This is a genomic window from Salinicoccus kekensis (assembly GCF_900220995.1).
GTDB classification, from domain to species: domain Bacteria; phylum Bacillota; class Bacilli; order Staphylococcales; family Salinicoccaceae; genus Lacicoccus; species Lacicoccus kekensis.
Map to the genome: position 1 here is coordinate 912,125 of NZ_OBQF01000001.1, position 21,871 is coordinate 933,995.

A 21,871-nucleotide genomic window follows, 5' to 3' on the forward strand; every position below is an offset into this window, starting at 1 on the left:
CTATATAAGTCCCGGGTAGTTTTGTTGTCTTAATGCTTCATACACCAGCATTGTAGCTGTATTTGCCAAGTTCAACGACCTGACGTTTCCGGTCATCGGCACCCTCAGCAGTGTATCATCATATTCTTCCCTGACCCACTCCGGCAGGCCTGTCGTCTCACGGCCAAAAACGAAATAATGGTTCTCGTCAAAATCAGAGTAATCCATATCGGAATGGGCCTTCTTGCCGTGTTTTGAAAGCATGTAGTAATTGCCTTCATTTTCTTCAAAAAACTGTTCTATCGATTCATAATAATGGATGTCCACAAACTCCCAGTAATCCAGACCTGCCCGCCTCACCATCTTCTCTTCGACGCTGAAGCCGAGCGGCTTGATCAAATGCAGTGTAGTATCCGTCGCTGCACATGTACGGGCGATGTTCCCCGTATTCTGGGGTATTTCCGGTTGAAATAAAACGATGTGGTTCGGCATGACTAATTCCTCTCTATTGACTGGTTTCCTGGATGCCTTTCAGCATTTCCGCTTTCACTTCCGCATCCTGTTCATGCGGATATCTTTCATGGATGTACCCGGCGGCGTCACTGCCCTGGATCTGGCCGATCGCCCAGTAGGCGGTGCCCTTGATCACCGGACGCGGATCATTTTCCGCAACACGCTTCAAAGTGTCCACTGCGGATTCCTCTTTAAAATGTGCCAATGCAATTATAGCATTTCTCTGGATCGGCTTCTTCCCCCTCCAGACTCCGGCGAGGTGGCCGTACTTTTCCTTGAACTCCCTGTTGGATATTTCAAGGAGCGGTTCCAGCTCAGGCTTCAATATTTCCGGTTCGAGGACGATATCCTCATGGTGGTCGGTGTTGATGCCTTTATTCCTCGGGCAGACCTGCTGGCATGTATCGCAGCCGTATAAGCGGTTGCCGATCTTATATCTGTACTCGTCCGGCATCCAGCCTTTGATCTGTGTGAGGAACGAGATGCATTTGTTGGAGTCGAGCTGGCCGTTGCCGACGAGCGCCCCTGTCGGGCAGCGGTCGACGCATATGTTGCAGTCTCCGCATGAGTCGATCAGTTCCTCGTCAGGCGGGAACGGGTAGCTTACGATCATTTCACCGAGATATGTGTAGGTCCCGAGTTCCGGATTGATGACGAATCCGTTCTTGCCGATGTACCCGAGACCGCTTCGCCGCGCCACTTCACGGTCTGAGAGCACGCCTGTATCCACCATCGATTTCGTCTCAATCCCTGGGTCGATGGACTTGATGTAGGCTTCAAGCTTATCGAGGCGCCTGTTCAGCAGTTCATGGTAATCCATGCCCCATGAAGCACGGGCAAACATCCCCCGCCGGCTGCCCTTCCTGCCCTTCGGCGCATCCGGGAGTTTATTCGGATACCCCACGGCGATCGCAATGATGCTTTTCGCACTCGGCAGGCTCGCTTTCGGGTTCGTGCGCTCTTCCACGCTGCCTTTTTCAAAGCCAGACGCATATCCCTTGTCCAGGTAATCGATGAGCTTCGCCTTATATTCCAAAAACGGCTCGGCATGCGTGAAGCCGATATCGTCGATGCCGATGCTGTGGGCGTAATCTATGACTTTTTGCTTGAATTCACGACGGTCCATGATCATTCCTCCTTTCATTGAAAATAAACACTAAAAAGTGTAATATGGAATTAATTATAGAGAAAAGGAGTGGAATCAGGCCGATGAAGTAGATTATCCCCTACCCATGACATATTGATGCTTATTCAGCATGCAAAAAATGTCGGATCAGGATAATAACGGCCTAATTTTCTCCTTAATATTCATTATGAATGATGTTATTTAATATGTTTTATGAAGCATATTATAACATAGAGGCCCGTCGTACCCTGATTCGAAATACTGAATTCGGGGGTTTTTTTATGCTTGAATTGAAAGATATCCACTTGGAAGTGAATGGTGAACATCTGCTCTCAGTCGATCACCTGCTAATACAGGAACATAAGGCGATCGGATTAATCGGCAGAAACGGCAGCGGCAAGACGACACTCTTCAACCATATGATTGAAAGCAGTGATATTTATACGGATGACATCATCCAACTGATCCCGCAGATCAAGGATACCGACATTAAAAGGAGCGGCGGCGAGACGACACAGCTGTATTTAAACCGGACACTGAATGAGGATGCGGGGATCCTGCTTTTGGATGAGCCGACGACACACCTCGATGAGCAGCATTCCGAAGCTCTGGTGAAAAAGCTGCAGCACATTGATAATATCAAGATCATCGCCTCACACGACCGTGAATTCCTGAACAGGACCGTTGATGAAATATGGTCCATTGAGGACAATTTGATCAAAGTCTATCCGGGCAACTACGATAAATATAAGGAGATGAAAGAGCACTCCATAAAGAGGCAGCAGGATGAGTATGACAAGTATGTAAAAGTTAAAAGACATTTATCAAACGCAATTGATAAGAAAAAACGTCAGGCGGATGGCGCCGCAAAGGTAAAAGATAAATCTGATTCCGATGTGAATGTCCTTGGTGCAAAACCCTACTTCAACAAGAAACAGAAGAAATTGGACCAGGTGGCAGGCGGCATGAAATCACGTATAGAACAGCTTGAAGTAAAGGACAAACCGATCGAGGAGAAGGAAATCAAGTTCCATACCCAGGGTATGGAGTCCCTCGGTCAAAAGACAATCATCAGGATTGAGAATGAAGAGATCAAACGTGAAGACAAAACCATATTGACCGGGGCTTCTTTATTTGTAAGAGCGGGTGAAAAGATCTCAATAACCGGCGCAAACGGCAGCGGCAAAACCACCCTGCTCAACCATATCCAGGAAAAATATAAAGATGCTTCACTTAAAATCGGCTATTTCCATCAGCAGCTGGAATCACTGGATAATGACAAAACTATTATTGAAAACATCATGACAGCGAGTCACTATGATGAGACGACTGTCAGGACCGTTCTCGCCCGACTGAATATAAAGCGTGATGCAGTCCATAAGAAAATAAACGTCATCAACGGCGGAGAACGCGTCAAAGTCCAGCTCGCGAAAATTCTGATGGCGGATATTCAGGTGGTGATGCTCGACGAGCCGACCAACTTTCTCGACATCCATACGATTGAAGCACTTGAAGTCATGCTGCAGAGCCATCCTGCGACCATCGTCCTCGTTTCCCATGACCGGATATTCCGTGAAAATATCACTGACACCAATTACAATATTGAGGATGGAAAACTGTTTAGTGACCAGACCGCTGAATCTCTAGATGACACCGGGGAAGCACTGATGGTCCTTGAGAATAAAATCACCGAGGTGCTCAGCAGATTATCTCTTGACCCTACTGAAGCTCTCGATGCCGAGTTCAACCGCTTACTCGAAGAAAAACGGGTATTGTTGAAGAAACGGGATAGGAGGAGATGATATGATGCTCAAACTTAAAAGGGTGTATGATGATGTATCGCGGCAGGATGGGAAGCGGATACTTGTGGACGGCATCTGGCCGAGGGGCATCAAAAAGGAAGATCTTGAACATGATGAATGGCTTAAGGATATCGCCCCTTCCAAAGAGCTCAGAAAATGGTTTGACCATGATCCCGAAAAATGGGAGGAGTTCAAAGAAAAGTATAAGAAGGAACTGGATGACCATAAGGAAGTTTTGATGCAAATCAAGAAGGATTCCGACGGACGTAATGTCACCCTGCTCTATGCTGCAAAAGACGAAGAACACAATCAGGCTGTGGTGATCAAGGAATATATTGGAGATATGAAGTAGCCGCGCAAATGAAAAAGGTCCCAAACCCGATAGGTTTTGAGACCTTTTCTATTTAATTCAATTTCAGCGTCATCGCATTCAGCGCAACAACAACTGTGCTGATCGACATCAGTATGGCACCGACGGCCGGTGAGAGGATCAGCCCAATGGAAGCGAGCACACCTGCTGCGAGCGGAACGGCGATTATATTATAGCCTGCCCCAAGCCACAGGTTCTGCACTGTTTTATTCATCGTCTTCTCCGAAAGTGAGAGGAAGTTCATGATGTCCGACGGATCACTCTTGACCAGTATGACATCACCGGATTCGACCGCAACATCCGTTCCTGCGCCTATAGCCACACCGATGTCTGCGCGTACGAGGCTCGGTGCATCATTGATGCCATCCCCCACCATCATCACTTTCTTCCCTTCCTTCTGATACGCCTGGATCATCGCTTCCTTATCTTCAGGCATCATCTGGGCATGCACTTCACTGATACCGAGTTCCGCTGCGACCGCTTCTGCAACCTGCCTGTTGTCCCCGGTCATCATGACGGGTTCGATTCCGCGTTCAATCAAATCTTCAACCATGCCTTTAGAGCTTGCCTTGATTTGGTCGCCCTGTGCGACGATGCCGCTGTTTTCACCGTCTATGATCAGGAAACTGACCGAGTTCCCACGCCCTGCAAGGGACTCAAACTGCTTTTCATCGTAATCTATATTATGATCTTCCAGATAGGACATGCTTGTGATCTTCATATCCCTGCCGGCAATTGTCGCTTCCAGCCCGATGCCCGGAATGTTGTTGACATCTTCAGCCTGCGGGACAGTGATGCCCTCCTCCGCTGCTTTATCCAGTATGCCGAGGGCCAATGGATGACTCGAACTTTTTTCGATTGCTGCCATGAACCCTAATATTTCTTCATCGGAATACGCATCATTGAAGCTTTCAAAATGATTCACTGCAAAGTTACCTTCTGTGAGCGTCCCTGTCTTATCCATCATGACTGCATCCAGGTGCCTTGCAGTTTCCAGCGATTCACGGTTTTTAACAATCAGTCCGTTCCTCGCACCGATGGAAGTCGACCGTGCCGTCACGAGTGGAATGGCGAGACCGAGTGCATGTGGACACGCGATGACGAGCACCGTCACCAGCCTTTCAGTCGCAAAGCTCATGTCGTTTGAAATCATCATCCATACTATGAATGCAATCAATCCGGCACTGAGCGCGAAGTAGAATAAATACCCCGCAATCCTGTTGGCAAGCAGCTCTGCGTGCGACTTATCGCTTTGAGCCCGGCTTACGAGCCCCATCACCTGCGACAGATAACCGCTTTCCCCGGTACCCGTCACTTTCACCGTAATGGTGCCGGATCCGTTCACAGAGCCGCCGATGACAGTATCTTCCACCGTCTTCTCAACATTCCTTGACTCTCCTGTAACAAGTGATTCATCCACGGAAGTTCTTCCGGATACGATGGTACCGTCGACGGGGATGTTATCCCCTGCATTCACCTGTACGACGTCACCTTCATTCACTTCAGAGAGCTTGACCTCTTTGGTATTTCCATCCTCTTCAACGATGACTGCAGTGTTCGGCAGGAGCTCGGCCATTTTTTTGAGTGCATCCCCTGCATTGCCGACCGCATTCATCTCAATCCAGTGGCCCAGCAGCATGATGACGATCAATGTCGCAAGTTCCCAGAAGAAATCCATCGTATGTGTGTCTGCTGCACCGAAGTGATTCATATAGAACGCGTATAAGCTGTAGAAATATGCGACCGAGATGCCCATTGATATCAAGGTCATCATGCCCGGCTTACGGGCCTTCAGCTCTTCCTTCGCACCACTCAGGAAAGGCTGGCCGCCGTAGAAATATAGTATTGTTGCGAGCACCAGCACCACCCAGTCGGATCCGGGGAACGTGAACTGGAAAGGCAGTTCGATGCCCATCATCGGGGCGAGAAAAATAATCGGTACTGCGAAAATCAGTGAAACAAAAAACTTTTTCCTGAAATCTCCATGATGGTGATGGCCGTGATCCCCATCGTGATTTCCGTGTCCTTCCTGGTGATCATGAGCGGCATGTCCGACGTGATGGTCTTCGCTGTCATGATGGTGATTATGATGTTCATGCTTATGTTGTGACATATTCATCCCTCTTTTCTTTAACATTAAATAGATGCGTGTTTAAACAGAAGTCTCGACTTATACCCTAATGGGGTATATAAAATCTTAAAAAATTTTGCCTCAGTCATCTCCATTCAAAAACCAGTGTTACGGATGATGAATCTGACATCTGCATTGGCCGGGTGTGCAGCTGCACGGCACTTCTTCCACTGCGTCTTTTTTCTTTTTCTCTATCATTCTTTCAAGCAGTTCTATATCTTCAATGCTTAACACCGATTTCTCGATCAACCCCGCAATCATACTTCCATTATCCTTATCGCAGATATTACTGAACGTCTCATCCAGGGTGTTCCTGAGGAATTCATCCTCGCGGATCTTGGCTGAATACAAAAACTTCCTGCCCTCTTTTTCTGTATCAAGCATTTCTTTTTTAACGAGCCTGCCGATGAACGTTTTAATCGTGGCAGGGCTCCAATCCTTCTTTTTCTGCAGCACTTCTATGATTTCCCTGCTCGTCACCTGCTCCTGTGCCCAGACAGCACGCATGACTTCCCATTCGGAATCCGTGATTTGATAATCCGGCTGTGTCATCTTCATCCCTCCACCATTTACATCTGTAGTCTTATTATCTTTAGTTTACATATGTAATCATTAAATGTCAAGCTTCTTGGAATTTTATCCCTTATCAACACTCAAGTGTCTACTTGAATGTAAAATTAAAAGAGCGTATACTTTTATTCAAATATATACTTGAATGAGAGGTACGTTATGAATATAGAAGAGACCTGCGAAGTTTTCTGTTATGACGAAGAAAAGGTCGACCGCGTGCAAAAAGATTTACAGACTGTGGACATTGCCGGTGTCTCACAGATGCTTAAAGCCATCGCCGATGTGAACAGGGCTAAAATCACGTATGCCCTGTGCCGGGAAGATGAATTATGTGTGTGCGACATCGCAAATATACTCGGCGTGACCATCGCCAACGCCTCCCACCATCTGCGCACCCTTTATAAACAGGGGGTCGTCACTTTCAGGAAAGAAGGGAAACTTGCCTTCTATTCGATTGAGGACCAGCATATCAAGCAAATCATGATGATTGCACTGACGCAGAGGAAAGAAGTGACGGCCAATGTCTGAGGGACTCGTTAAACTAGATCAGAAAGAAGAAAGCGTTTATCGTGTAGATGGTTTTTCCTGTGCGAATTGTGCCGGGAAGTTTGAAAGTAATGTCAAAAAGTTGCCCGAGGTCCGGGATGCTAAAGTCAACTTCGGCGCTTCTAAAATCTCGGTCTACGGCTCGGCGACGATTGAAGAGCTGGAAGCTGCCGGGGCATTTGAAGGTCTTAAAGTTGCACCGGAGAAAACAACTGAAGATCACGACCCTCAAAAGGAAACGCCCCTCCCGTTTTATAAGAAGCACAGCACCCTGCTCTACTCGCTGTTATTCCTCATTTTCGGTTTCATTTCCATGTTTGTGAACGGCAATGATAATATCCTCACGCCTTTGCTGTTCATCACCTCGATGCTCGTGGGCGGAAGTTCGATGCTGAAAACCGGTCTTCAGAATTTGATCCGTCTGGAATTCGATATGCGGACGCTGATGACGGTCGCAGTGATTGGCGGTGTCATCATCGGAGAATGGGCTGAAGTTGCGATTGTCGTCATCCTTTTTGCCCTCAGTGAAGCTTTGGAGCGTTTTTCGATGGAACGTGCAAGGCAGTCCATCAGTTCACTTATGAACATCGCGCCTAAAGAGGCACTCATCAAGCGGAACGGACATGAAATGACGGTTCACGTCAATGATATTGAAGTCGGCGACATCATGGTCGTCAAGCCGGGTCAGAAAATCGCAATGGATGGCGTCATCGTCGATGGATATTCTGCCGTCAACCAGGCAGCCATCACAGGTGAATCGGTGGCTGTCGAGAAATCCCGGGATGATGAAGTATTTGCAGGTACACTGAACGAAGAAGGACTGCTCGAAGTCAAAATCACCAAGCTGGCTGAAGATACGACCATTTCAAAAATTATACATCTCGTCGAAGAAGCTCAGGGTGAACGCGCCCCGGCCCAGGCCTTCATCGATAAATTCGCAAAATATTACACACCGGCCATTATGGTCATTGCTTTATTGGTTGCAGTCATACCACCCCTATTCTTCGGGGCCGCCTGGTCGACGTGGGTGTATCAAGGACTCGCGGTCCTTGTTGTAGGCTGTCCATGTGCACTGGTGATATCCACCCCGATATCGATCGTTTCCGCCATCGGAAATGCGGCCAAAAAAGGTGTCCTTATAAAAGGCGGGGTCCATCTGGAAGAGATGGGCGGGTTAAAAGCCATAGCATTCGATAAGACAGGGACACTCACAAAAGGCGTACCCGTTGTGACCGATTATCAGTTGATTGATGATTCTCTTGATGAAAAAGAAGTGCTGTCAATCATCACAGCCCTGGAACACCGTTCCGAGCATCCATTGGCGTCCGCCATCATAAAAGAAGCGGATGATAATAATGTGCCGTACGCAAATATACCTGTCGAAGATTTTTATTCCGTCACAGGAAAAGGGATACAGGGCAGGATCAACGGCGAAATGTATTATATCGGCAAGCCCGCATTATTCAATGAGATGGAGGCATCCGGTTTCAGCAGTGCAGTTGAAAACAAGGTGAAGGCGCTCCAGGATCAGGGGAAGACGGTCATGATTGCAGGTACCGGGGAAAGTATTCAGGCAATCATCGCCGTTGCGGACGAAGTGCGTGAATCGAGCCGGGAAGTGATCGGCAAGCTGCATCAGGCAGGCATCCGGAAGACAGTCATGCTGACCGGCGATAACCGCAGTACGGCCCGGGCCATCGGTGAACGGACCGGCGTGACGGATGTCCAATATGAGTTGATGCCACATGATAAGCTGGATGTCATTAGACAGTTAAAGTCTGAATATAAGCACGTTGGGATGGTGGGAGACGGCGTGAACGATGCGCCGGCACTCGCCGCCTCCACAGTCGGCATCGCCATGGGCGGCGCAGGCACAGATACTGCCCTCGAAACGGCAGATGTCGCCTTAATGAGCGATGACCTGAGAAAACTGCCGTTCACGATAAAGCTCAGCCGTAAAACGTTGAACATCATCAAAGCGAACATCGCTTTTGCCATCGGCATCAAAATCATTGCCCTGCTGCTCGTCATCCCCGGATGGCTGACGCTCTGGATTGCGATCCTCTCAGACATGGGTGCAACACTCATCGTGGCATTGAATGGTATGAGGCTCATGCGGGTGGAGGAAGATGAAGCCGGAGATGAGCCGGTGAATAAAAACACCTATGCTGAAACGTTGAAGCTGGAGAATTGATTATAAAAGTATCCATATACCCAAAACACCCCCACTGTAATGGTCGGGGTGTTTATTTTATGGGATATCCAGTTTGACTACTGAGATCACCTGGCTCACGGCTTTTTCCAGATTGAAGCGGGTGGCTTCGGCATCCATCGCTTCTTTTAAGGATATCGGTGTCCGTTGGATGGAAAAGATCGCATCGAGATGGTTTTCGGTCAATGTATAGGCATCTTCAGTCAGACTGCCGCCGAACGCGATGACGGGTACACCATGCTTCTTCGCCGCTTCCGCAAGCCCTGACGGGACCTTACCCATTGCGGTTTGAGCATCCAACCTGCCTTCCCCTGTGATGACAAGGTCCGCATCTTTGATTTCAGTCTCCAGATCAAGCAGGTCGATCACCAGCCGGATTCCGGGTTCGAGCCGGGCATCCAGATATCCATAGAAAGCAGCGCCCAGTCCGCCGGCGGCACCGCCGCCTTCGACGGATGAGATGTCGATGCCCTTTTCAAGTGTCTTATCCGCATAATGCTTCAGTGCATCATCCAGCCTTGGCAGCATGGCCTCTTCTGCACCTTTTTGCGGTCCGAACACGTATGTCGCACCATCCGGTCCGTATAGGACATTATTCACATCACAAGCCACACGGAAGTCGCAGTCATCATATTCAGCCGCTTCTTCCGTCTTGATGATCTGCTGGATATCCTTTAATCCTCCGCCGCCGGGTTCGATAGGCGCACCGTCCTGATTCAGGAAGCGGTAGCCCATCGCCTGCAGCATCCCTACACCGCCGTCATTGGTCGCACTGCCGCCGAGCCCGATGATGAAAGTTCTTGCACCTTCACTATACGCATGACGGATCAGTTCCCCGACACCGTAAGTCGTCGCCCGCCATGGATCGAGCGTGTTTTCCGCGAGCAACGTCAAACCGCACGCTTCTGCGATTTCAATGACGGCGAGATTTTCTTTATTCACAAAGCCGTAACGGGCATTGACTTTACCCCCGAGCGGCCCGGTGACTTCTCTTGATCTGATTTCCCCGCCGAGACCGTCAATAAGCGCATCGATCGTGCCCTCACCGCCGTCCGCCATGGGGAAAGTGCGGACATCTGCATCTTCAAATATGGCTTTTACCCCTTTTCTCACGGCCTCGTTCGCCTCAGGCGATGACAGGCTCCCTTTGAAAGAGTCCATGGCTGCAATAACCTTCATTTGATCCCCTCCCCTGCTTTAATTTCCGGACAACACCCTAAAATATTCAGGTTCCTTCCGTTTTTTTCTGAAAAACCTGACAGAGCGTCATCAACTTCAACATCCATCCGGATATTGAGCATTATTCCGGACAGTCGCGCTTCATCCTGCGGCTCCTTCCGTTTTTCTCATCAGAATCCGGACAGAACGAGGATAACACCGGCCTCTGTCTGTTTTCACCAACTTAATCCAGACAGATTCAGCCTCCCGCAAACATCCATCCGGAAAACCTCAATCACTCATCCCCGAGCAGCGCCTGCCCCTCTTCATAATCCTTCCGCCAAACTTCATCCGGGACCATGTCACCGCCGGTCGACCACACGAGGTGTGTGCCGGGGGTCATGTCCGGGTCTTTCTGCTGAAGCTTGTAGGCACCGGGCATCCCGGAGAGTGCGGAGGGTTCGAGTTTCATCCCCTCTTCATCCCGCAGCTTGGCTAGAAGCTTCAACAGCGCCTCGTCTTCCACGGTGTAAAATCCGTAAATCATGTCTCCGACCGTCTTCCCGATGAACTTCGATGCCCGTCCGACGGCAAGACCGTCCGCAATCGTCACGTTATCCAGCCCGATATCACGCACGGAAATTTCATCGTGGCGCCCACTCATCACACCGAGCAGCATGCACGGCGAATGTGTGGGCTCGGCGAACACCGGATGGACGGCATCACCGAAGACCGTCTTCAGCCCGAATGTGATGCCGCCGGGCGCCCCGCCGACCCCGCACGGGAGATATACGTACAATGGCTTGTCTCTATTCACTTCAATACCCACTTCTTCGAGCTGCGCCTTCAACCTGAGCGCGCTCACCGCATACCCGAGGAACAACGTGACCGAGTCTTCATCATCGACGAAATAAAAATCATCACGCCGCATAGCCTCTTCCCTGCCGACTTCCACCGCACGGCTGTAGTCGTCCATATGCTCAATGACGTCCACTCCGTACTCCCGGAGCATCGCCTTCTTCCACGCTTTGGCATCGGCGGACATATGGATCTCCACTTTAAAGCCGAGCTTTGCGCTCATAATGCCGATGCTGAGGCCCAGGTTGCCCGTCGAGGCGCAGACGATCGTATGATGTGAAAATAATTCCCTGAACTTATCCGAGGCGAACTGTGCATAATCCAAATCCTCATCGATCAGTCCATCTGCCAGCGCAAGATCCTCGGCATGCTTCAATACTTCATATATGCCGCCGCGGGCCTTCACCGATCCTGAAATGGGCAGTATATCATCCCGTTTTATATACAGGCTGCCATCCAGGGCAGTACCGTACACACCATCCAGATGACGCTCCATCCGCTCGAGCCGCATGACCGGTGATTCGATTATCCCCTTCTGCCCACTCGTTTCAGGGAACAGTCTTTCAATGAGCGGGGCGAATTTCGAAAGCCTTTCTTCCGCCGCCCGGATATCGTCCATAGTGAAGGCACCGTCTTCCATCACTTCATGATGCTTATACCCATCGTTTTTCCAGAAGACTTCCTCCGCTGCTTTCAAACGTCCCAAAACCTCTTCATTCATCTTATCCCCTCCGAAATTAAAAAAGAGCAGACTTTTCGTCTGCCCTTAATTTATCACTATTCGAATTTCTAGTCAGCACTTTCCATCGCTTTTCTCACGCGGTACGGAATCATCGTGACAGCCGCCGTCATATCTTCAGGACGGAATGTCTTATCGATGCATTCATCAAAGAACTCGATATGCTTTTCATCGATCTTCGGTGCGCTCGGGCCATCATCGTCGGCCGCCCGTTCGTCCTGGACACTGTACCAATACAGGTACTCGACATTATTGAACGCTTCACGGAATATCGTCTCGACATACATCCGCTCACCTTCGAGGTTCAACAGCACGTCATCCATGTTTTCGTGAATGTAGTTGATCCACTCATCCACGCGTCTGCTTTTTCCTTCTTTTACACGAAATTTTGTGAGTTCCACTCTCATCGACTTCACCTCTTAAGTAACTGTTCAACTAAACATCATTTCGCTCAAATTAAAGTCACACCGGCCACTGTTGAAGTTTTGACTCGTGAGCCATCTTTAAATATGTAATAATATAATAAAAAGGATGTTTATATGAAATTAATTTTAGCTTCATCTTCACCCCGGAGGAGATATCTCCTGAACCAGGTCAACATAAAATTTGAGCTGCGGGAACAGCTGACAGACGAATCAAGAGTAACGATAACAGAACCTGTGGAAAAAGTAAAGACCCTGGCGGCGATAAAATCGCATAGCACCGAGCTTTCGGACTCCGAAGTCATACTGACTGCGGACACCGTCGTTGCAAAGGACGGCGTCATATATGAAAAGCCGGAGAATAAAGCCCACGCCCGTGAGATGATCAGGGAATTGAGCAGCGGCACCCATCAGGTGTACACCGGCTGCATGCTGCGCTCCCTTCATAAGGAAGAATTCATCCTCTCCAAAACAGACGTGGTATTTTATGATTTAACCGATGAGGAAATTGAAAATCACTTACAGCATGAAGACTATATGGACAAAGCAGGAGCATACGGCATCCAGAGCCACGGCGCCCTGCTCGTCAAGGAGATACACGGCGACTATAATACCGTCGTCGGTCTGCCGCTCGCAGAAGTCGTGCGCGCACTGCAGAATTGGCAGGAGTGATCACCGCTCACCCTGCCATTCAGCATGGAACTGTTCAAGGTAATCTTCCATGAACCTATGGCGCGCTTCAGCCAATTCCTTCGCTGCATCCGTATGCATCAGGTCCTTCAGTTTCAACAGCTTTTCATGGAAATGATTGATCATCGTATTTTCTTCACGGTATTCCTCGAGCGTCATCCCCTCCCTCGCCCCGGCTTCAGGATTATGGATTTCATGATTTTTGGCACCGCCGAAGATGAAAGTCCGAGCTATACCGATGGCGCCCAGCGCATCGAGCCTGTCCGCATCCTGGACGACCGCATCCTCGATGCTTTTTACCTCAAAGGCATTATTCCCGCCTTTGAAGGACACCGCCTGCATGGCATAGAGTATACGCTCGACGGCCGCCTCCTCAATTGAAAAGCTCCTCAGGTAATGCCTTGTGTCTTCCACCACATGCTCGCCTCCGTTCAGCTTTTCATCTATCGTGTCATGGAGCAGGCTCGCCACCCTGATGATGAACTCATCCCCGCCTGCCTGTTTCTGGATGCGCATCGCATTCCTGTACACCCTCATTACATGATGAAAGTCATGGCCCGTTGAATCCTCCGCATGAAAGTCTCTGACATAGTCTACAACCGAATTGATGATTTCTTCCTGATTCATTTCCATCCCCTGCCGATCCTTTGAATTTTAAACCTCTTAAAATTGAAAATACCACACCCTGAAGGTGTGGTAAAGTTTCTGACTGATTATTTTTCTTCCCTGAACTGTAGTTCAAGGTCGACTTTGACCTCTTTACTTACAAGGACGCCGCCTGTTTCAAGTGACTGGTTCCAAGTCAGGCCGTAATCTTCACGGTTGATTGAAAATGAACCTTCGAAACCGTAAACCGTGTCACCGCTCATCGGGTCGGTGCCCTGGCCGTTATATTCCATGACGACCGTTTCTTCTTTAGTCGTGCCTCTGATCGTCAGATCGCCTGTCACTTTGAATGTATTTCCGGACTTTTCGATATTCGTTGAAGTGAAAGTGATCTCAGGATGATTTTCAGCATCGAAGAAATCTTCCGACTGCAGGTGGCCGTCACGGTCGCCGACGCCTGTGTTGATCGTTCCCGGTTTTGCCGTCGCCTTAAGGCTCGCATTTTCGAAGTCTTCGATTGAATCCGCTTCGATTTCTATGGAATACTCTTCAAAAGTGCCCTTCACTTTGGTCACCATCATGTGTTTCACTGAAAACTCGACTTCTGAGTGGAAATTATCTGCTACAAATTTAGTCATTATTAAAACCTCCGGTATATTCATGTTTATTTTTTAACATGTATTTATAATATACCACTCGGTTACAAAAAGCAAGTAACAAACTTAATAAATCTCAAATTCTAGATATTTTTTATTGATTCCGGCTCAGTTCATTGAAGAACCTTATGATTTCATTGTTCATATCATCAATGTTTTCGGTGTGCATATACTGATGACCTTCATTTTCGTAAGCGACGAAATCCACATCTTTACCTTTCCGCTTCATCCTGCCGTACATTTGATCCGACTCGCTGTAAGGCACCCTCACGTCGTGCTTCGAGTGGAAGATTCTGAGCGGTGCCTGTATATTGCCGGCGTTCTCAAGCGGCGCCGTCGCTTCAAAGAAATCATCATGTGTGCCGATGAAGCCGTACTCATGGGAGCGCAGCTGCCTGCGCCATTTCGACGTGTTCTGAAGCAGCGTCCTCAAATGCGATATGCCGACGATATCGACAGCACCTTTCCACAACTCCGGATACTGTGTGACGGCCATCAGTGTCATGAAGCCGCCGTAGCTCCGGCCCATGATGAATACCTGCTCAGGATCCGCATTGCGGGAGGTGATCAGATGTTCTCTCAAATATATGATGTCATCGAGCGCATCCAGCCGCTTCAGCTGATCATCGAGGCCGATGTAGAATTTGTGGTACCCCGTGCTCCCGCGGATGTTCGGCACGGCAATCTGATATCCTGCCCCGTAAAGTTTATAATACAGCTCATTGAACTCGGGCCGCGCCTGCGATTCCGGCCCGCCGTGTATATGAATCACGGTTTTGACATTCTCACCCGTCTGTCTATAAAGATAATATGGGACATCCAATGCATCGAATGATACATAGGTACCCGTTTCAGTCATGATTTCAGTGTCTGCCGGGCTGTTGCCGAACAGCTTTTCAGATCTGCCCGTCCCGATGTGATAATTATAGGCACGGTGGGGTTCGGCCTTGCTCGAGTAAAGTATATATAAATGATCTTTCTCTTTTTTCAACGAGTGGATGACACCGTCACCCGGAAACTCAAGCGGCTTCAAGGCGTCTGTGTCGATATCATACTCATACAATGTTGAAAACCCGTTCTCATTCAGTGTCAGATAAGCCGTGCGGCCTGCCAGTATGAAATGCTCTATGTTCCATTTGAAATCAGAGAGCCTCTTGTAGTCCCAATTTTCCTTGTTCAAAGAATAAAGGTTTAAATAGCCGTTTTTAAAGTCGCTGACGAATACAGCTTCATCCTCGTCCAGGGAGTTGTAATTTTTGAATCTGCCTTCCGGGAAAGGCAGTGGCTCCATCCCGGCATTTTCAATATCATAAATATAAAACTTTGAATCGATGTTTGTGGCATCCTGGCTGAGCAGCAGCTGGCCGTCCCGGAATTTGGAGATGATTTTGGTCGGCTTCCGGAATACATTGAGGATACGGCTCCGCCCTTCCAAATCCGTCATGCACAGCTCAAACTCGCTCTTCTCCTGATGATTTCTGAAGTACAGTATATGCCCGTCCATATATGTGCCGTAATAATGATAATGGTCCGGGGCCGCTGTAAGCTCGAAATCATTATCTGCGAGTTTGAACTGTTCACGTTCATTCCCGTTGTAATCCGTCGAAATCATCAAACGGTCATTGACGAACCAGTAATTTTTGACGTTCTGCATCTCATGCGTCACCTGCTCTGTTGAACCGTCTGCAAGATTGTATCTATGCAGCTCACGCTTTCCCGTCTCGTCGCTGATGTAGTATAAAAAGCCTTCTTTCAGTTTCATGTCCAAGTACTTTATAAAATTGGTCATGTCCTCATCCTTTCCAACGTCACTTAATACAAAAATACCCTAAACCTCCCGAGTTGGAAAGGTTTAGGGTATTTTATCAGAAATCCTCCACTATGCCTTCTGTAATTTTGCGTTCAATGAGCCTGTTGCCGACATATATATAAATGACACCTGTTTCAAAATCAGTGTAATTCGATTTGTAATATACAGCTTCATAATCATAGTCATTATTGATATTATCGACAATCCTGTATGCACCGTCGATCTTTTTGAGGAATACTCTCTTACCGGATGCGTATTCGAAGAAGTCATTATCCACAGCCAGATTGAACGGTACAAAAGACAAATAGGTCTCAGGCATTTTGCTCAATATATAGCTGGACAGCGATCCCTGCAGTATCAAATCCATCAGTTGTTCCCTGTCTTCACCGATGATCAAATGATCCGTTTTCTTCTTCTGGGCATATTGAACCGCTTTTTCAAATGCATGCTTGGGTGAGGATTCGATGATATCCAGAGTACAATTCAGTTCTTCCGCACGGTTTTTAATCAGTTGGAAGTCCACTTCTTTGTTGTACTTCAACTCTTGAGAACTGATATCAACAATCAGGATATTAAGGGCATCATCATCATGTACCAGCTCCAGGGCATGTTTGATCATGCTTTCACCTTGAATACCGTATTCAATAACAATTGTAACGTTTTTACCCATAACCAATCTCCTCTGATCCATAGATATGATATAGGATGATTATAACATCTTGTCACACAATTGTTACATATTATTTGAATTTATTTGTGGTAGCTTACAGCAATCCGCGCACCGACTTCAGCGTTGTTCTTTACAAGCCTGATGTTCGTCTCAAGGCTTTTGCCTTCCGTCGACTCCACGACTTTGCTGAGGAGGAAAGGTGTTGAATCTTTACCGTGTATGCCTTTCTCCCCGGCTTCCCGTACAGCCTCATTGATGACACCGTCGATGTAGTCCTTATCCATCGCATCCTCTTCCAGGATCGGATTCGCCACGACGATGCCGCCTTCAAGACCCAGTTCATATTTGACCCTGGCGATGTCTGCGATTTCTTCCACCGTCTCACTCACCGCGTTCAGCTTGATCCCGCTTTCGCGTGTGAAGAATGCAGGCAGTTCATCCGTCTGATAGCCGATGACAGGCACACCTTTCGTCTCAAGGTATTCCATCGTCTTATCCAGATCCAGAATCGATTTCGCACCGGCGCAGATCACTACAACATCAGTTTGTGCAAGTTCTTCCAGGTCTGCAGAGATGTCCATCGTTTCCTCGACACCGCGGTGCACCCCGCCGATGCCGCCTGTGACGAAGAAGCGTATGCCCGCCATTTCCGCACAGATCATTGTCGATGCCACCGTCGTCGCACCCAGCTGCTTCGTTGCGACCACCTGGGCCATGTCACGTCTTGATACTTTGGCGACATCTTCTGTATTGGCCATGGTTTCCAGTTCCTCATCGGTCAGGCCGATTTTGATCATGCCGTCGATGATGGCGATTGTTGCCGGCACGGCACCATTGTCACGTACAATCTGCTCGACTTCTTTGGCCATCTCCACGTTTTGAGGGTAAGGCATGCCATGTGAGATGATTGTGGACTCCAGAGCCACTACGGGTTTATTTTCATCGAGTGCTTTCTGCACCTCTTCTGTAATGCTTAAGTATTGTTTCATTTGATTTCCTCCAGATTTTTGATTAATTGATGTTCATCCAAGTCCTGTCTGACCGTATAGCTGGTCTCTATCGTTTTCCTGCTGTTGATCATGCCGAGTCTGATCGTGTCTTCCATATCCATACCCTTTAACCAGCCGTAAATCACGGCAGCAGAGAAAGAATCACCCGCTCCGGTCACATCCACGACATCCGCAGAAGCTTCTATTTCATACACAGCAGACTCACCCCCGGAACTGTATACAAGGGACTTGGAACCATTCGTGACGATGACATGCTCCACACCTACTGCATTCCATCTGCCTGCAGCATCACGCAGATCTTCCTCATTCCGGATGACGATGTCAAAATAAGCTTCCGTCTCATCCCGGTTCACGATCATCCAGTCCACTGCATGGAGATTATGCGGCATATTTTTCATTTTCGGTCCCGATACCGGTATCAGGACGACTTTTATTCCGTACTTTTCCGCATAAGAACATAAAAATTCAAGCGAAGCCTTCGGGATGTTCAAGTCCGCGACGATGCACCTGGCACGTTTCAGTATATATGTGTTCTGTATGAGCAATTCCGGTGTCAGCTCATCGTAGACCGCCATATCCGCAAAGCCATACTCCATCTCTCCGGATCCGCTGATTAATGCAGTATAGGACCCGGTGCTTTTATTACCGATCTGATGGACATAATCAAGATTGATGAAAGGTGCACTGAGCGACTTGATGGTCTCCCATTCGCTGTCCACGCCGCATGCAGTGATCAGTGTGACATCCTGGGAAAGACGCCCGAGGTTCTCACTGATGTTCCTTGCCACCCCGCCGACAGACTTTGTCGACTCGATCGGATTCGAAGTCCCATGGATCAGATTCTCTTTGACATAGAATTTCCGGTCGACGTTGGCTGCACCGATGCAGACGATCGGATACTCATCATTCAGTACGTAAGCCTTGCCCTGCACATATTCCTTCTTGATCAGCCCCGATATGATGTTCGCAACTGCCGAGCGTGAGAGCCCGACCTTCTCCGCAAGTTCCTGCTGAGAGATGAAGGGATTCTCTTTTATATTATCGAGCACCATCTGCTCTTTCTGGTTCATCATTCCACCTCCAAAACATTTGTTTTAGTTTCAAACAATTGTTTATAATATACCATAGAATGATGAAATTCACATCACTTTATATGTAATTTTAAAATAAAAAAAGACCTCTTCACAGCCCATACAAAGATTCAATATATTATATATAGCTATTGACTTGATGTGATGCGATGGGTTATAATTCTATTGTTGCTTAAAAATATTGCGATGCCACCATGGCGGAATTGGCAGACGCGTCGGATTCAAAATCCGATGGCCGTAAAGGCCGTGCCGGTTCGACCCCGGCTGGTGGTACTAAATGAAATACCAAGACTTTCAACAATTTAGTTGAAAGTCTTTTTTTATGTAAAATCTGACTGTCTTGCCAAACCCTCCATTCTTTGGAATTAATCAATCCAACGGACATTTGTTGAAAATATATGATTTTTGCTACAACAACAGACGAGGCTCTAATGACCCATCAACTAGAGGCTGATGTCCCTAAAACCCCTGCCTATTCTACAATCCCGGCTGATAATACTAGCACCCCTGGAGACATTCTCCAGGGGTGCTTTTTTATTGCATATATTTTTGAACATTAAAAAACCGGCTGCATAAGCAACCGGCCGGTTTATAACAATCAATTTAATTATGAAACAAAATAAATAAAATGGAGCGGAAGATAGGATTTGAACCTATGTCTTGCTTCAGGAAGAAGCATGTTCTAAGCACTGAACTACTTCCGCATTGTATGGAAGGATTCCAAAGGCGCCAACCGGATTTGAACCGGTGATAGAGGATTTGCAGTCCTCGGCCTTACCACTTGGCTATGGCGCCAGAAAAGTACTGGGCTGGAAGGATTCGAACCTTCGCATGACGAGACCAAAACCCGTTGCCTTACCGCTTGGCTACAGCCCAATAAAATGGGGCGACCGATGGGAATCGAACCCACGAATGCCGGAGCCACAATCCGGTGCGTTAACCACTTCGCCACGATCGCCATATGGCAGGGGTAGTAGGAATCGAACCCACACCAAAGGTTTTGGAGACCTCTATTCTACCATTGAACTATACCCCTAAAATGGTGGGGGGCAGATTCGAACTGCCGAACCCGAAGGAGCGGATTTACAGTCCGCCGCGTTTAGCCACTTCGCTACCCCACCAAATGGTGCCGGCCAGAGGACTTGAACCCCCAACCTACTGATTACAAGTCAGTTGCTCTACCAATTGAGCTAGGCCGGCTGAGAAAAGGTGGTCCAGGACGGAATCGAACCGCCGACACAAGGATTTTCAATCCTTTGCTCTACCGACTGAGCTACTGGACCTGCTTATGTAATTAAAAATGGCGGTCCCGACGGGAATTGAACCCGCGATCTCCTGCGTGACAGGCAGGCATGTTAACCGCTACACCACGGGACCACTAAAAAAGTATTGCGGGAGTTGGATTTGAACCAACGACCTCCGGGTTATGAGCCCGACGAGCTACCAGACTGCTCTATCCCGCGATAATAATATTAAAATAATAATGGCGGAGGAAGAGGGATTCGAACCCCCGCGGGCCGTTAAGCCCCTGTCGGTTTTCAAGACCGATCCCTTCAGCCGAACTTGGGTATTCCTCCGTATGAAAAAAGCTTTTAAAAAGATGGTGGACCTTGCAGGACTCGAACCTGCGACCCAACGGTTATGAGCCGTTTGCTCTGACCAACTGAGCTAAAGGTCCAATATGGCGGCGGAGGGGATCGAACCCCCGACCTCACGGGTATGAACCGTGCGCTCTAGCCAGCTGAGCTACACCGCCATGGTAAACTCAATGTTTTAAATAATGGTGGAGACTAGCGGGATCGAACCGCTGACCTCCTGCGTGCAAGGCAGGCGCTCTCCCAGCTGAGCTAAGCCCCCATTATGATGAGTATAAGTGAATCAAGTCGGGAAGACAGGATTCGAACCTGCGACCCCTTGGTCCCAAACCAAGTGCTCTACCAAGCTGAGCTACTTCCCGTAATTTAAGCGCGCCCGAGAGGACTTGAACCCCTAGCCTTCTGATCCGTAGTCAGACGCTCTATCCAATTGAGCTACGGGCGCATAAGAATGAAATATGGTGCCGAGGACCGGAATCGAACCGGTACGATAATCACTTATCGCAGGATTTTAAGTCCTGTGCGTCTGCCAATTCCGCCACCCCGGCTAACTTATTAAGACATGATTCTGATACTATGAATAATTATATGGAGCGGAAGACGGGATTCGAACCCGCGACCCCCACCTTGGCAAGGTGGTGTTCTACCACTGAACTACTTCCGCATATACAATTTTAATGGTGCGGGTGAAGGGAGTCGAACCCCCACGCCGTAAAGGCACTAGATCCTAAGTCTAGCGTGTCTGCCAGTTCCACCACACCCGCGTGGTGAGCCATAGAGGATTCGAACCTCTGACCCTCTGATTAAAAGTCAGATGCTCTACCGACTGAGCTAATGGCTCATACTTGATGAAGAAAATGGTGCCGGCCAGAGGACTTGAACCCCCAACCTACTGATTACAAGTCAGTTGCTCTACCAATTGAGCTAGGCCGGCATAAATGGTGGAGAATGACGGGTTCGAACCGCCGACCCTCTGCTTGTAAGGCAGATGCTCTCCCAGCTGAGCTAATTCTCCAAAATAAAAACATGATACTGTTATTCAGTTAATAAAAATGAATTGCCTGGCAGCGTCCTACTCTGGCAGGACGTATGTCCAACTACCATCGGCGCTGGAGAGCTTAACGGCTGTGTTCGGCATGGGAACAGGTGTGGCCTCTCCGCCATCGCCACCAGACAAATATGAATGCATGTACATTCAAAACCATATAGAAGCAAAGCATGCTAGAAAACCTACACGGTACAAATCTTTGAATAAGTCATCGATCGATTAGTATTCGTCCGCTGAGTGTGTTGCCACACTTACACGCCGAACCTATC

General features: G+C 48.4%; 18 protein-coding genes, 23 tRNA genes and 1 rRNA gene. 6 read left to right on the forward strand and 36 right to left on the reverse strand.

Annotated features, from left to right (window positions below; genetic code table 11):
- Positions 1-471: a tRNA (uridine(34)/cytosine(34)/5-carboxymethylaminomethyluridine(34)-2'-O)-methyltransferase TrmL gene (gene trmL / locus CRN96_RS04585; RefSeq protein WP_097039569.1), complete on the reverse strand. Its 471-nt coding sequence runs from the start codon at positions 469-471 to the stop codon at positions 1-3.
- Positions 472-484: 13 nt separating this feature from the next.
- Positions 485-1,618 (reverse strand): tRNA epoxyqueuosine(34) reductase QueG, encoded by a 1,134-nt coding sequence (gene queG, locus CRN96_RS04590; protein WP_097039571.1) that lies wholly within the window; start codon positions 1,616-1,618, stop codon positions 485-487.
- A 281-nt stretch (positions 1,619-1,899) separates the two neighbouring features.
- Here queG and abc-f point away from each other — a divergent pair, with 281 nt between their 5' ends.
- Together abc-f and CRN96_RS04600 are read left to right on the forward strand one after the other, a co-directional pair.
- On the forward strand, positions 1,900-3,420 hold the full coding sequence (gene abc-f / locus CRN96_RS04595) for a ribosomal protection-like ABC-F family protein (RefSeq protein ID WP_179647094.1): 1,521 nt from the start codon (positions 1,900-1,902) through the stop codon (positions 3,418-3,420).
- 4 nt (positions 3,421-3,424) lie between these two features.
- Positions 3,425-3,772 carry a DUF488 domain-containing protein gene (locus tag CRN96_RS04600; RefSeq protein ID WP_097039718.1) on the forward strand — a complete coding sequence of 116 codons (348 nt, stop codon included), beginning with the start codon at positions 3,425-3,427 and terminating at the stop codon, positions 3,770-3,772.
- A 52-nt stretch (positions 3,773-3,824) separates the two neighbouring features.
- Here the strand turns inward: CRN96_RS04600 and CRN96_RS04605 are convergent, their stop codons facing one another.
- Together CRN96_RS04605 and CRN96_RS04610 are read right to left on the reverse strand one after the other, a co-directional pair.
- Complete coding sequence (locus CRN96_RS04605) at positions 3,825-5,909, reverse strand: heavy metal translocating P-type ATPase (protein WP_097039574.1); 2,085 nt, start codon at positions 5,907-5,909, stop codon at positions 3,825-3,827.
- 120 nt (positions 5,910-6,029) lie between these two features.
- The gene (locus CRN96_RS04610) at positions 6,030-6,473 is read right to left on the reverse strand and encodes a CopY/TcrY family copper transport repressor (RefSeq protein WP_245844541.1); all 444 of its coding nucleotides are present in this window, start codon (positions 6,471-6,473) and stop codon (positions 6,030-6,032) included.
- Between the two features lie 177 nt (positions 6,474-6,650).
- Between CRN96_RS04610 and CRN96_RS04615 the strand changes: the two genes are divergently transcribed.
- Together CRN96_RS04615 and CRN96_RS04620 are read left to right on the forward strand one after the other, a co-directional pair.
- Positions 6,651-7,019, forward strand: a complete 369-nt coding sequence (locus CRN96_RS04615) for an ArsR/SmtB family transcription factor (protein WP_097039578.1) — start codon at positions 6,651-6,653, stop codon at positions 7,017-7,019.
- Entirely contained in the window at positions 7,012-9,231 is a 2,220-nt protein-coding gene (locus CRN96_RS04620; RefSeq protein WP_097039580.1) for a heavy metal translocating P-type ATPase, read from the forward strand. The genes CRN96_RS04615 and CRN96_RS04620 overlap by 8 nt, the downstream gene beginning before the upstream one ends.
- Positions 9,232-9,288: 57 nt before the next feature.
- Here the strand turns inward: CRN96_RS04620 and CRN96_RS04625 are convergent, their stop codons facing one another.
- The 3 genes from CRN96_RS04625 to CRN96_RS04635 form a co-directional block, all read right to left on the reverse strand.
- Positions 9,289-10,428: a glycerate kinase family protein gene (locus CRN96_RS04625; protein WP_097039582.1), complete on the reverse strand. Its 1,140-nt coding sequence runs from the start codon at positions 10,426-10,428 to the stop codon at positions 9,289-9,291.
- Positions 10,429-10,702: 274 nt separating this feature from the next.
- Positions 10,703-11,986: a D-serine ammonia-lyase gene (locus CRN96_RS04630; protein ID WP_097039583.1), complete on the reverse strand. Its 1,284-nt coding sequence runs from the start codon at positions 11,984-11,986 to the stop codon at positions 10,703-10,705.
- Between the two features lie 68 nt (positions 11,987-12,054).
- The gene (locus CRN96_RS04635) at positions 12,055-12,411 is read right to left on the reverse strand and encodes a DUF6176 family protein (RefSeq protein ID WP_097039585.1); all 357 of its coding nucleotides are present in this window, start codon (positions 12,409-12,411) and stop codon (positions 12,055-12,057) included.
- A 132-nt stretch (positions 12,412-12,543) separates the two neighbouring features.
- Between CRN96_RS04635 and CRN96_RS04640 the strand changes: the two genes are divergently transcribed.
- Complete coding sequence (locus tag CRN96_RS04640) at positions 12,544-13,098, forward strand: Maf family protein (RefSeq protein ID WP_097039587.1); 555 nt, start codon at positions 12,544-12,546, stop codon at positions 13,096-13,098.
- Here the strand turns inward: CRN96_RS04640 and CRN96_RS04645 are convergent, their stop codons facing one another.
- The 6 genes from CRN96_RS04645 to CRN96_RS04670 form a co-directional block, all read right to left on the reverse strand.
- The gene (locus CRN96_RS04645) at positions 13,099-13,743 is read right to left on the reverse strand and encodes an HD domain-containing protein (protein WP_245844542.1); all 645 of its coding nucleotides are present in this window, start codon (positions 13,741-13,743) and stop codon (positions 13,099-13,101) included. It abuts the gene before it with no gap.
- A gap of 86 nt (positions 13,744-13,829) precedes the next feature.
- Positions 13,830-14,360, reverse strand: coding sequence for a YceI family protein (locus CRN96_RS04650; protein WP_097039591.1), 531 nt, complete (start codon positions 14,358-14,360; stop codon positions 13,830-13,832).
- A gap of 112 nt (positions 14,361-14,472) precedes the next feature.
- Positions 14,473-16,140: a S9 family peptidase gene (locus CRN96_RS04655; RefSeq protein WP_179647096.1), complete on the reverse strand. Its 1,668-nt coding sequence runs from the start codon at positions 16,138-16,140 to the stop codon at positions 14,473-14,475.
- A 103-nt stretch (positions 16,141-16,243) separates the two neighbouring features.
- Positions 16,244-16,858, reverse strand: a complete 615-nt coding sequence (locus CRN96_RS04660) for an adenine nucleotide alpha hydrolase family protein (RefSeq protein WP_097039595.1) — start codon at positions 16,856-16,858, stop codon at positions 16,244-16,246.
- Between the two features lie 80 nt (positions 16,859-16,938).
- Positions 16,939-17,847, reverse strand: a complete 909-nt coding sequence (locus CRN96_RS04665) for a pseudouridine-5'-phosphate glycosidase (protein ID WP_097039597.1) — start codon at positions 17,845-17,847, stop codon at positions 16,939-16,941.
- Positions 17,844-18,938, reverse strand: a complete 1,095-nt coding sequence (locus tag CRN96_RS04670; RefSeq protein ID WP_097039599.1) for a carbohydrate kinase — start codon at positions 18,936-18,938, stop codon at positions 17,844-17,846. Before CRN96_RS04670 ends, CRN96_RS04665 begins: the two co-directional genes overlap by 4 nt.
- Positions 18,939-19,147: 209 nt before the next feature.
- Between CRN96_RS04670 and CRN96_RS04675 the strand changes: the two genes are divergently transcribed.
- A tRNA-Leu gene (locus tag CRN96_RS04675) sits at positions 19,148-19,232 on the forward strand.
- Between the two features lie 356 nt (positions 19,233-19,588).
- Here the strand turns inward: CRN96_RS04675 and CRN96_RS04680 are convergent.
- The 23 genes from CRN96_RS04680 to rrf form a co-directional block, all read right to left on the reverse strand.
- Positions 19,589-19,663 (reverse strand) — tRNA-OTHER (locus CRN96_RS04680).
- 20 nt (positions 19,664-19,683) lie between these two features.
- A tRNA-Cys gene (locus CRN96_RS04685) sits at positions 19,684-19,754 on the reverse strand.
- Between the two features lie 9 nt (positions 19,755-19,763).
- Positions 19,764-19,835: transfer RNA gene (locus CRN96_RS04690), tRNA-Gln, on the reverse strand.
- A 6-nt stretch (positions 19,836-19,841) separates the two neighbouring features.
- Positions 19,842-19,917: transfer RNA gene (locus CRN96_RS04695), tRNA-His, on the reverse strand.
- Positions 19,918-19,921: 4 nt separating this feature from the next.
- Positions 19,922-19,995: transfer RNA gene (locus tag CRN96_RS04700), tRNA-Trp, on the reverse strand.
- Between the two features lie 4 nt (positions 19,996-19,999).
- A tRNA-Tyr gene (locus CRN96_RS04705) sits at positions 20,000-20,080 on the reverse strand.
- A 3-nt stretch (positions 20,081-20,083) separates the two neighbouring features.
- A tRNA-Thr gene (locus CRN96_RS04710) sits at positions 20,084-20,159 on the reverse strand.
- 10 nt (positions 20,160-20,169) lie between these two features.
- Positions 20,170-20,242, reverse strand: a tRNA-Phe gene (locus CRN96_RS04715).
- Positions 20,243-20,260: 18 nt separating this feature from the next.
- Positions 20,261-20,336, reverse strand: a tRNA-Asp gene (locus tag CRN96_RS04720).
- A gap of 12 nt (positions 20,337-20,348) precedes the next feature.
- Positions 20,349-20,422: transfer RNA gene (locus CRN96_RS04725), tRNA-Met, on the reverse strand.
- A gap of 21 nt (positions 20,423-20,443) precedes the next feature.
- A tRNA-Ser gene (locus CRN96_RS04730) sits at positions 20,444-20,536 on the reverse strand.
- 24 nt (positions 20,537-20,560) lie between these two features.
- Positions 20,561-20,637: transfer RNA gene (locus CRN96_RS04735), tRNA-Ile, on the reverse strand.
- Between the two features lie 4 nt (positions 20,638-20,641).
- Positions 20,642-20,715 (reverse strand) — tRNA-Met (locus tag CRN96_RS04740).
- A 25-nt stretch (positions 20,716-20,740) separates the two neighbouring features.
- Positions 20,741-20,816: transfer RNA gene (locus tag CRN96_RS04745), tRNA-Ala, on the reverse strand.
- Between the two features lie 26 nt (positions 20,817-20,842).
- Positions 20,843-20,916: transfer RNA gene (locus CRN96_RS04750), tRNA-Pro, on the reverse strand.
- A gap of 9 nt (positions 20,917-20,925) precedes the next feature.
- Positions 20,926-20,999: transfer RNA gene (locus CRN96_RS04755), tRNA-Arg, on the reverse strand.
- 14 nt (positions 21,000-21,013) lie between these two features.
- A tRNA-Leu gene (locus CRN96_RS04760) sits at positions 21,014-21,102 on the reverse strand.
- Positions 21,103-21,143: 41 nt separating this feature from the next.
- A tRNA-Gly gene (locus tag CRN96_RS04765) sits at positions 21,144-21,218 on the reverse strand.
- Positions 21,219-21,232: 14 nt separating this feature from the next.
- A tRNA-Leu gene (locus tag CRN96_RS04770) sits at positions 21,233-21,318 on the reverse strand.
- Position 21,319: 1 nt separating this feature from the next.
- Positions 21,320-21,395 (reverse strand) — tRNA-Lys (locus tag CRN96_RS04775).
- 17 nt (positions 21,396-21,412) lie between these two features.
- Positions 21,413-21,488 (reverse strand) — tRNA-Thr (locus CRN96_RS04780).
- A 5-nt stretch (positions 21,489-21,493) separates the two neighbouring features.
- Positions 21,494-21,569 (reverse strand) — tRNA-Val (locus CRN96_RS04785).
- A 44-nt stretch (positions 21,570-21,613) separates the two neighbouring features.
- A 5S ribosomal RNA gene (gene rrf, locus CRN96_RS04790) occupies positions 21,614-21,728 on the reverse strand.
- Positions 21,729-21,871 lie beyond the last annotated feature (143 nt).

What these genes read in the sequence shown, in the direction of transcription:
- CRN96_RS04615 (WP_097039578.1), top strand. Translation starts at nt 6,651, where the DNA reads ATGAATATAGAAGAGACCTGCGAAGTTTTCTGTTATGACGAAGAAAAG.
- CRN96_RS04670 (WP_097039599.1), bottom strand. Translation starts at nt 18,938, where the DNA reads ATGAACCAGAAAGAGCAGATGGTGCTCGATAATATAAAAGAGAATCCC.
- CRN96_RS04610 (WP_245844541.1), bottom strand. Translation starts at nt 6,473, where the DNA reads ATGACACAGCCGGATTATCAAATCACGGATTCCGAATGGGAAGTCATG.
- CRN96_RS04625 (WP_097039582.1), bottom strand. Translation starts at nt 10,428, where the DNA reads ATGAAGGTTATTGCAGCCATGGACTCTTTCAAAGGGAGCCTGTCATCG.
- CRN96_RS04620 (WP_097039580.1), top strand. Translation starts at nt 7,012, where the DNA reads ATGTCTGAGGGACTCGTTAAACTAGATCAGAAAGAAGAAAGCGTTTAT.
- abc-f (WP_179647094.1), top strand. Translation starts at nt 1,900, where the DNA reads ATGCTTGAATTGAAAGATATCCACTTGGAAGTGAATGGTGAACATCTG.
- CRN96_RS04665 (WP_097039597.1), bottom strand. Translation starts at nt 17,847, where the DNA reads ATGAAACAATACTTAAGCATTACAGAAGAGGTGCAGAAAGCACTCGAT.
- CRN96_RS04660 (WP_097039595.1), bottom strand. Translation starts at nt 16,858, where the DNA reads ATGGGTAAAAACGTTACAATTGTTATTGAATACGGTATTCAAGGTGAA.
- CRN96_RS04630 (WP_097039583.1), bottom strand. Translation starts at nt 11,986, where the DNA reads ATGAATGAAGAGGTTTTGGGACGTTTGAAAGCAGCGGAGGAAGTCTTC.
- CRN96_RS04645 (WP_245844542.1), bottom strand. Translation starts at nt 13,743, where the DNA reads ATGAATCAGGAAGAAATCATCAATTCGGTTGTAGACTATGTCAGAGAC.
- queG (WP_097039571.1), bottom strand. Translation starts at nt 1,618, where the DNA reads ATGGACCGTCGTGAATTCAAGCAAAAAGTCATAGATTACGCCCACAGC.
- CRN96_RS04600 (WP_097039718.1), top strand. Translation starts at nt 3,425, where the DNA reads ATGCTCAAACTTAAAAGGGTGTATGATGATGTATCGCGGCAGGATGGG.
- CRN96_RS04605 (WP_097039574.1), bottom strand. Translation starts at nt 5,909, where the DNA reads ATGAATATGTCACAACATAAGCATGAACATCATAATCACCATCATGAC.
- CRN96_RS04650 (WP_097039591.1), bottom strand. Translation starts at nt 14,360, where the DNA reads ATGACTAAATTTGTAGCAGATAATTTCCACTCAGAAGTCGAGTTTTCA.
- CRN96_RS04655 (WP_179647096.1), bottom strand. Translation starts at nt 16,140, where the DNA reads ATGAAACTGAAAGAAGGCTTTTTATACTACATCAGCGACGAGACGGGA.
- trmL (WP_097039569.1), bottom strand. Translation starts at nt 471, where the DNA reads ATGCCGAACCACATCGTTTTATTTCAACCGGAAATACCCCAGAATACG.
- CRN96_RS04635 (WP_097039585.1), bottom strand. Translation starts at nt 12,411, where the DNA reads ATGAGAGTGGAACTCACAAAATTTCGTGTAAAAGAAGGAAAAAGCAGA.
- CRN96_RS04640 (WP_097039587.1), top strand. Translation starts at nt 12,544, where the DNA reads ATGAAATTAATTTTAGCTTCATCTTCACCCCGGAGGAGATATCTCCTG.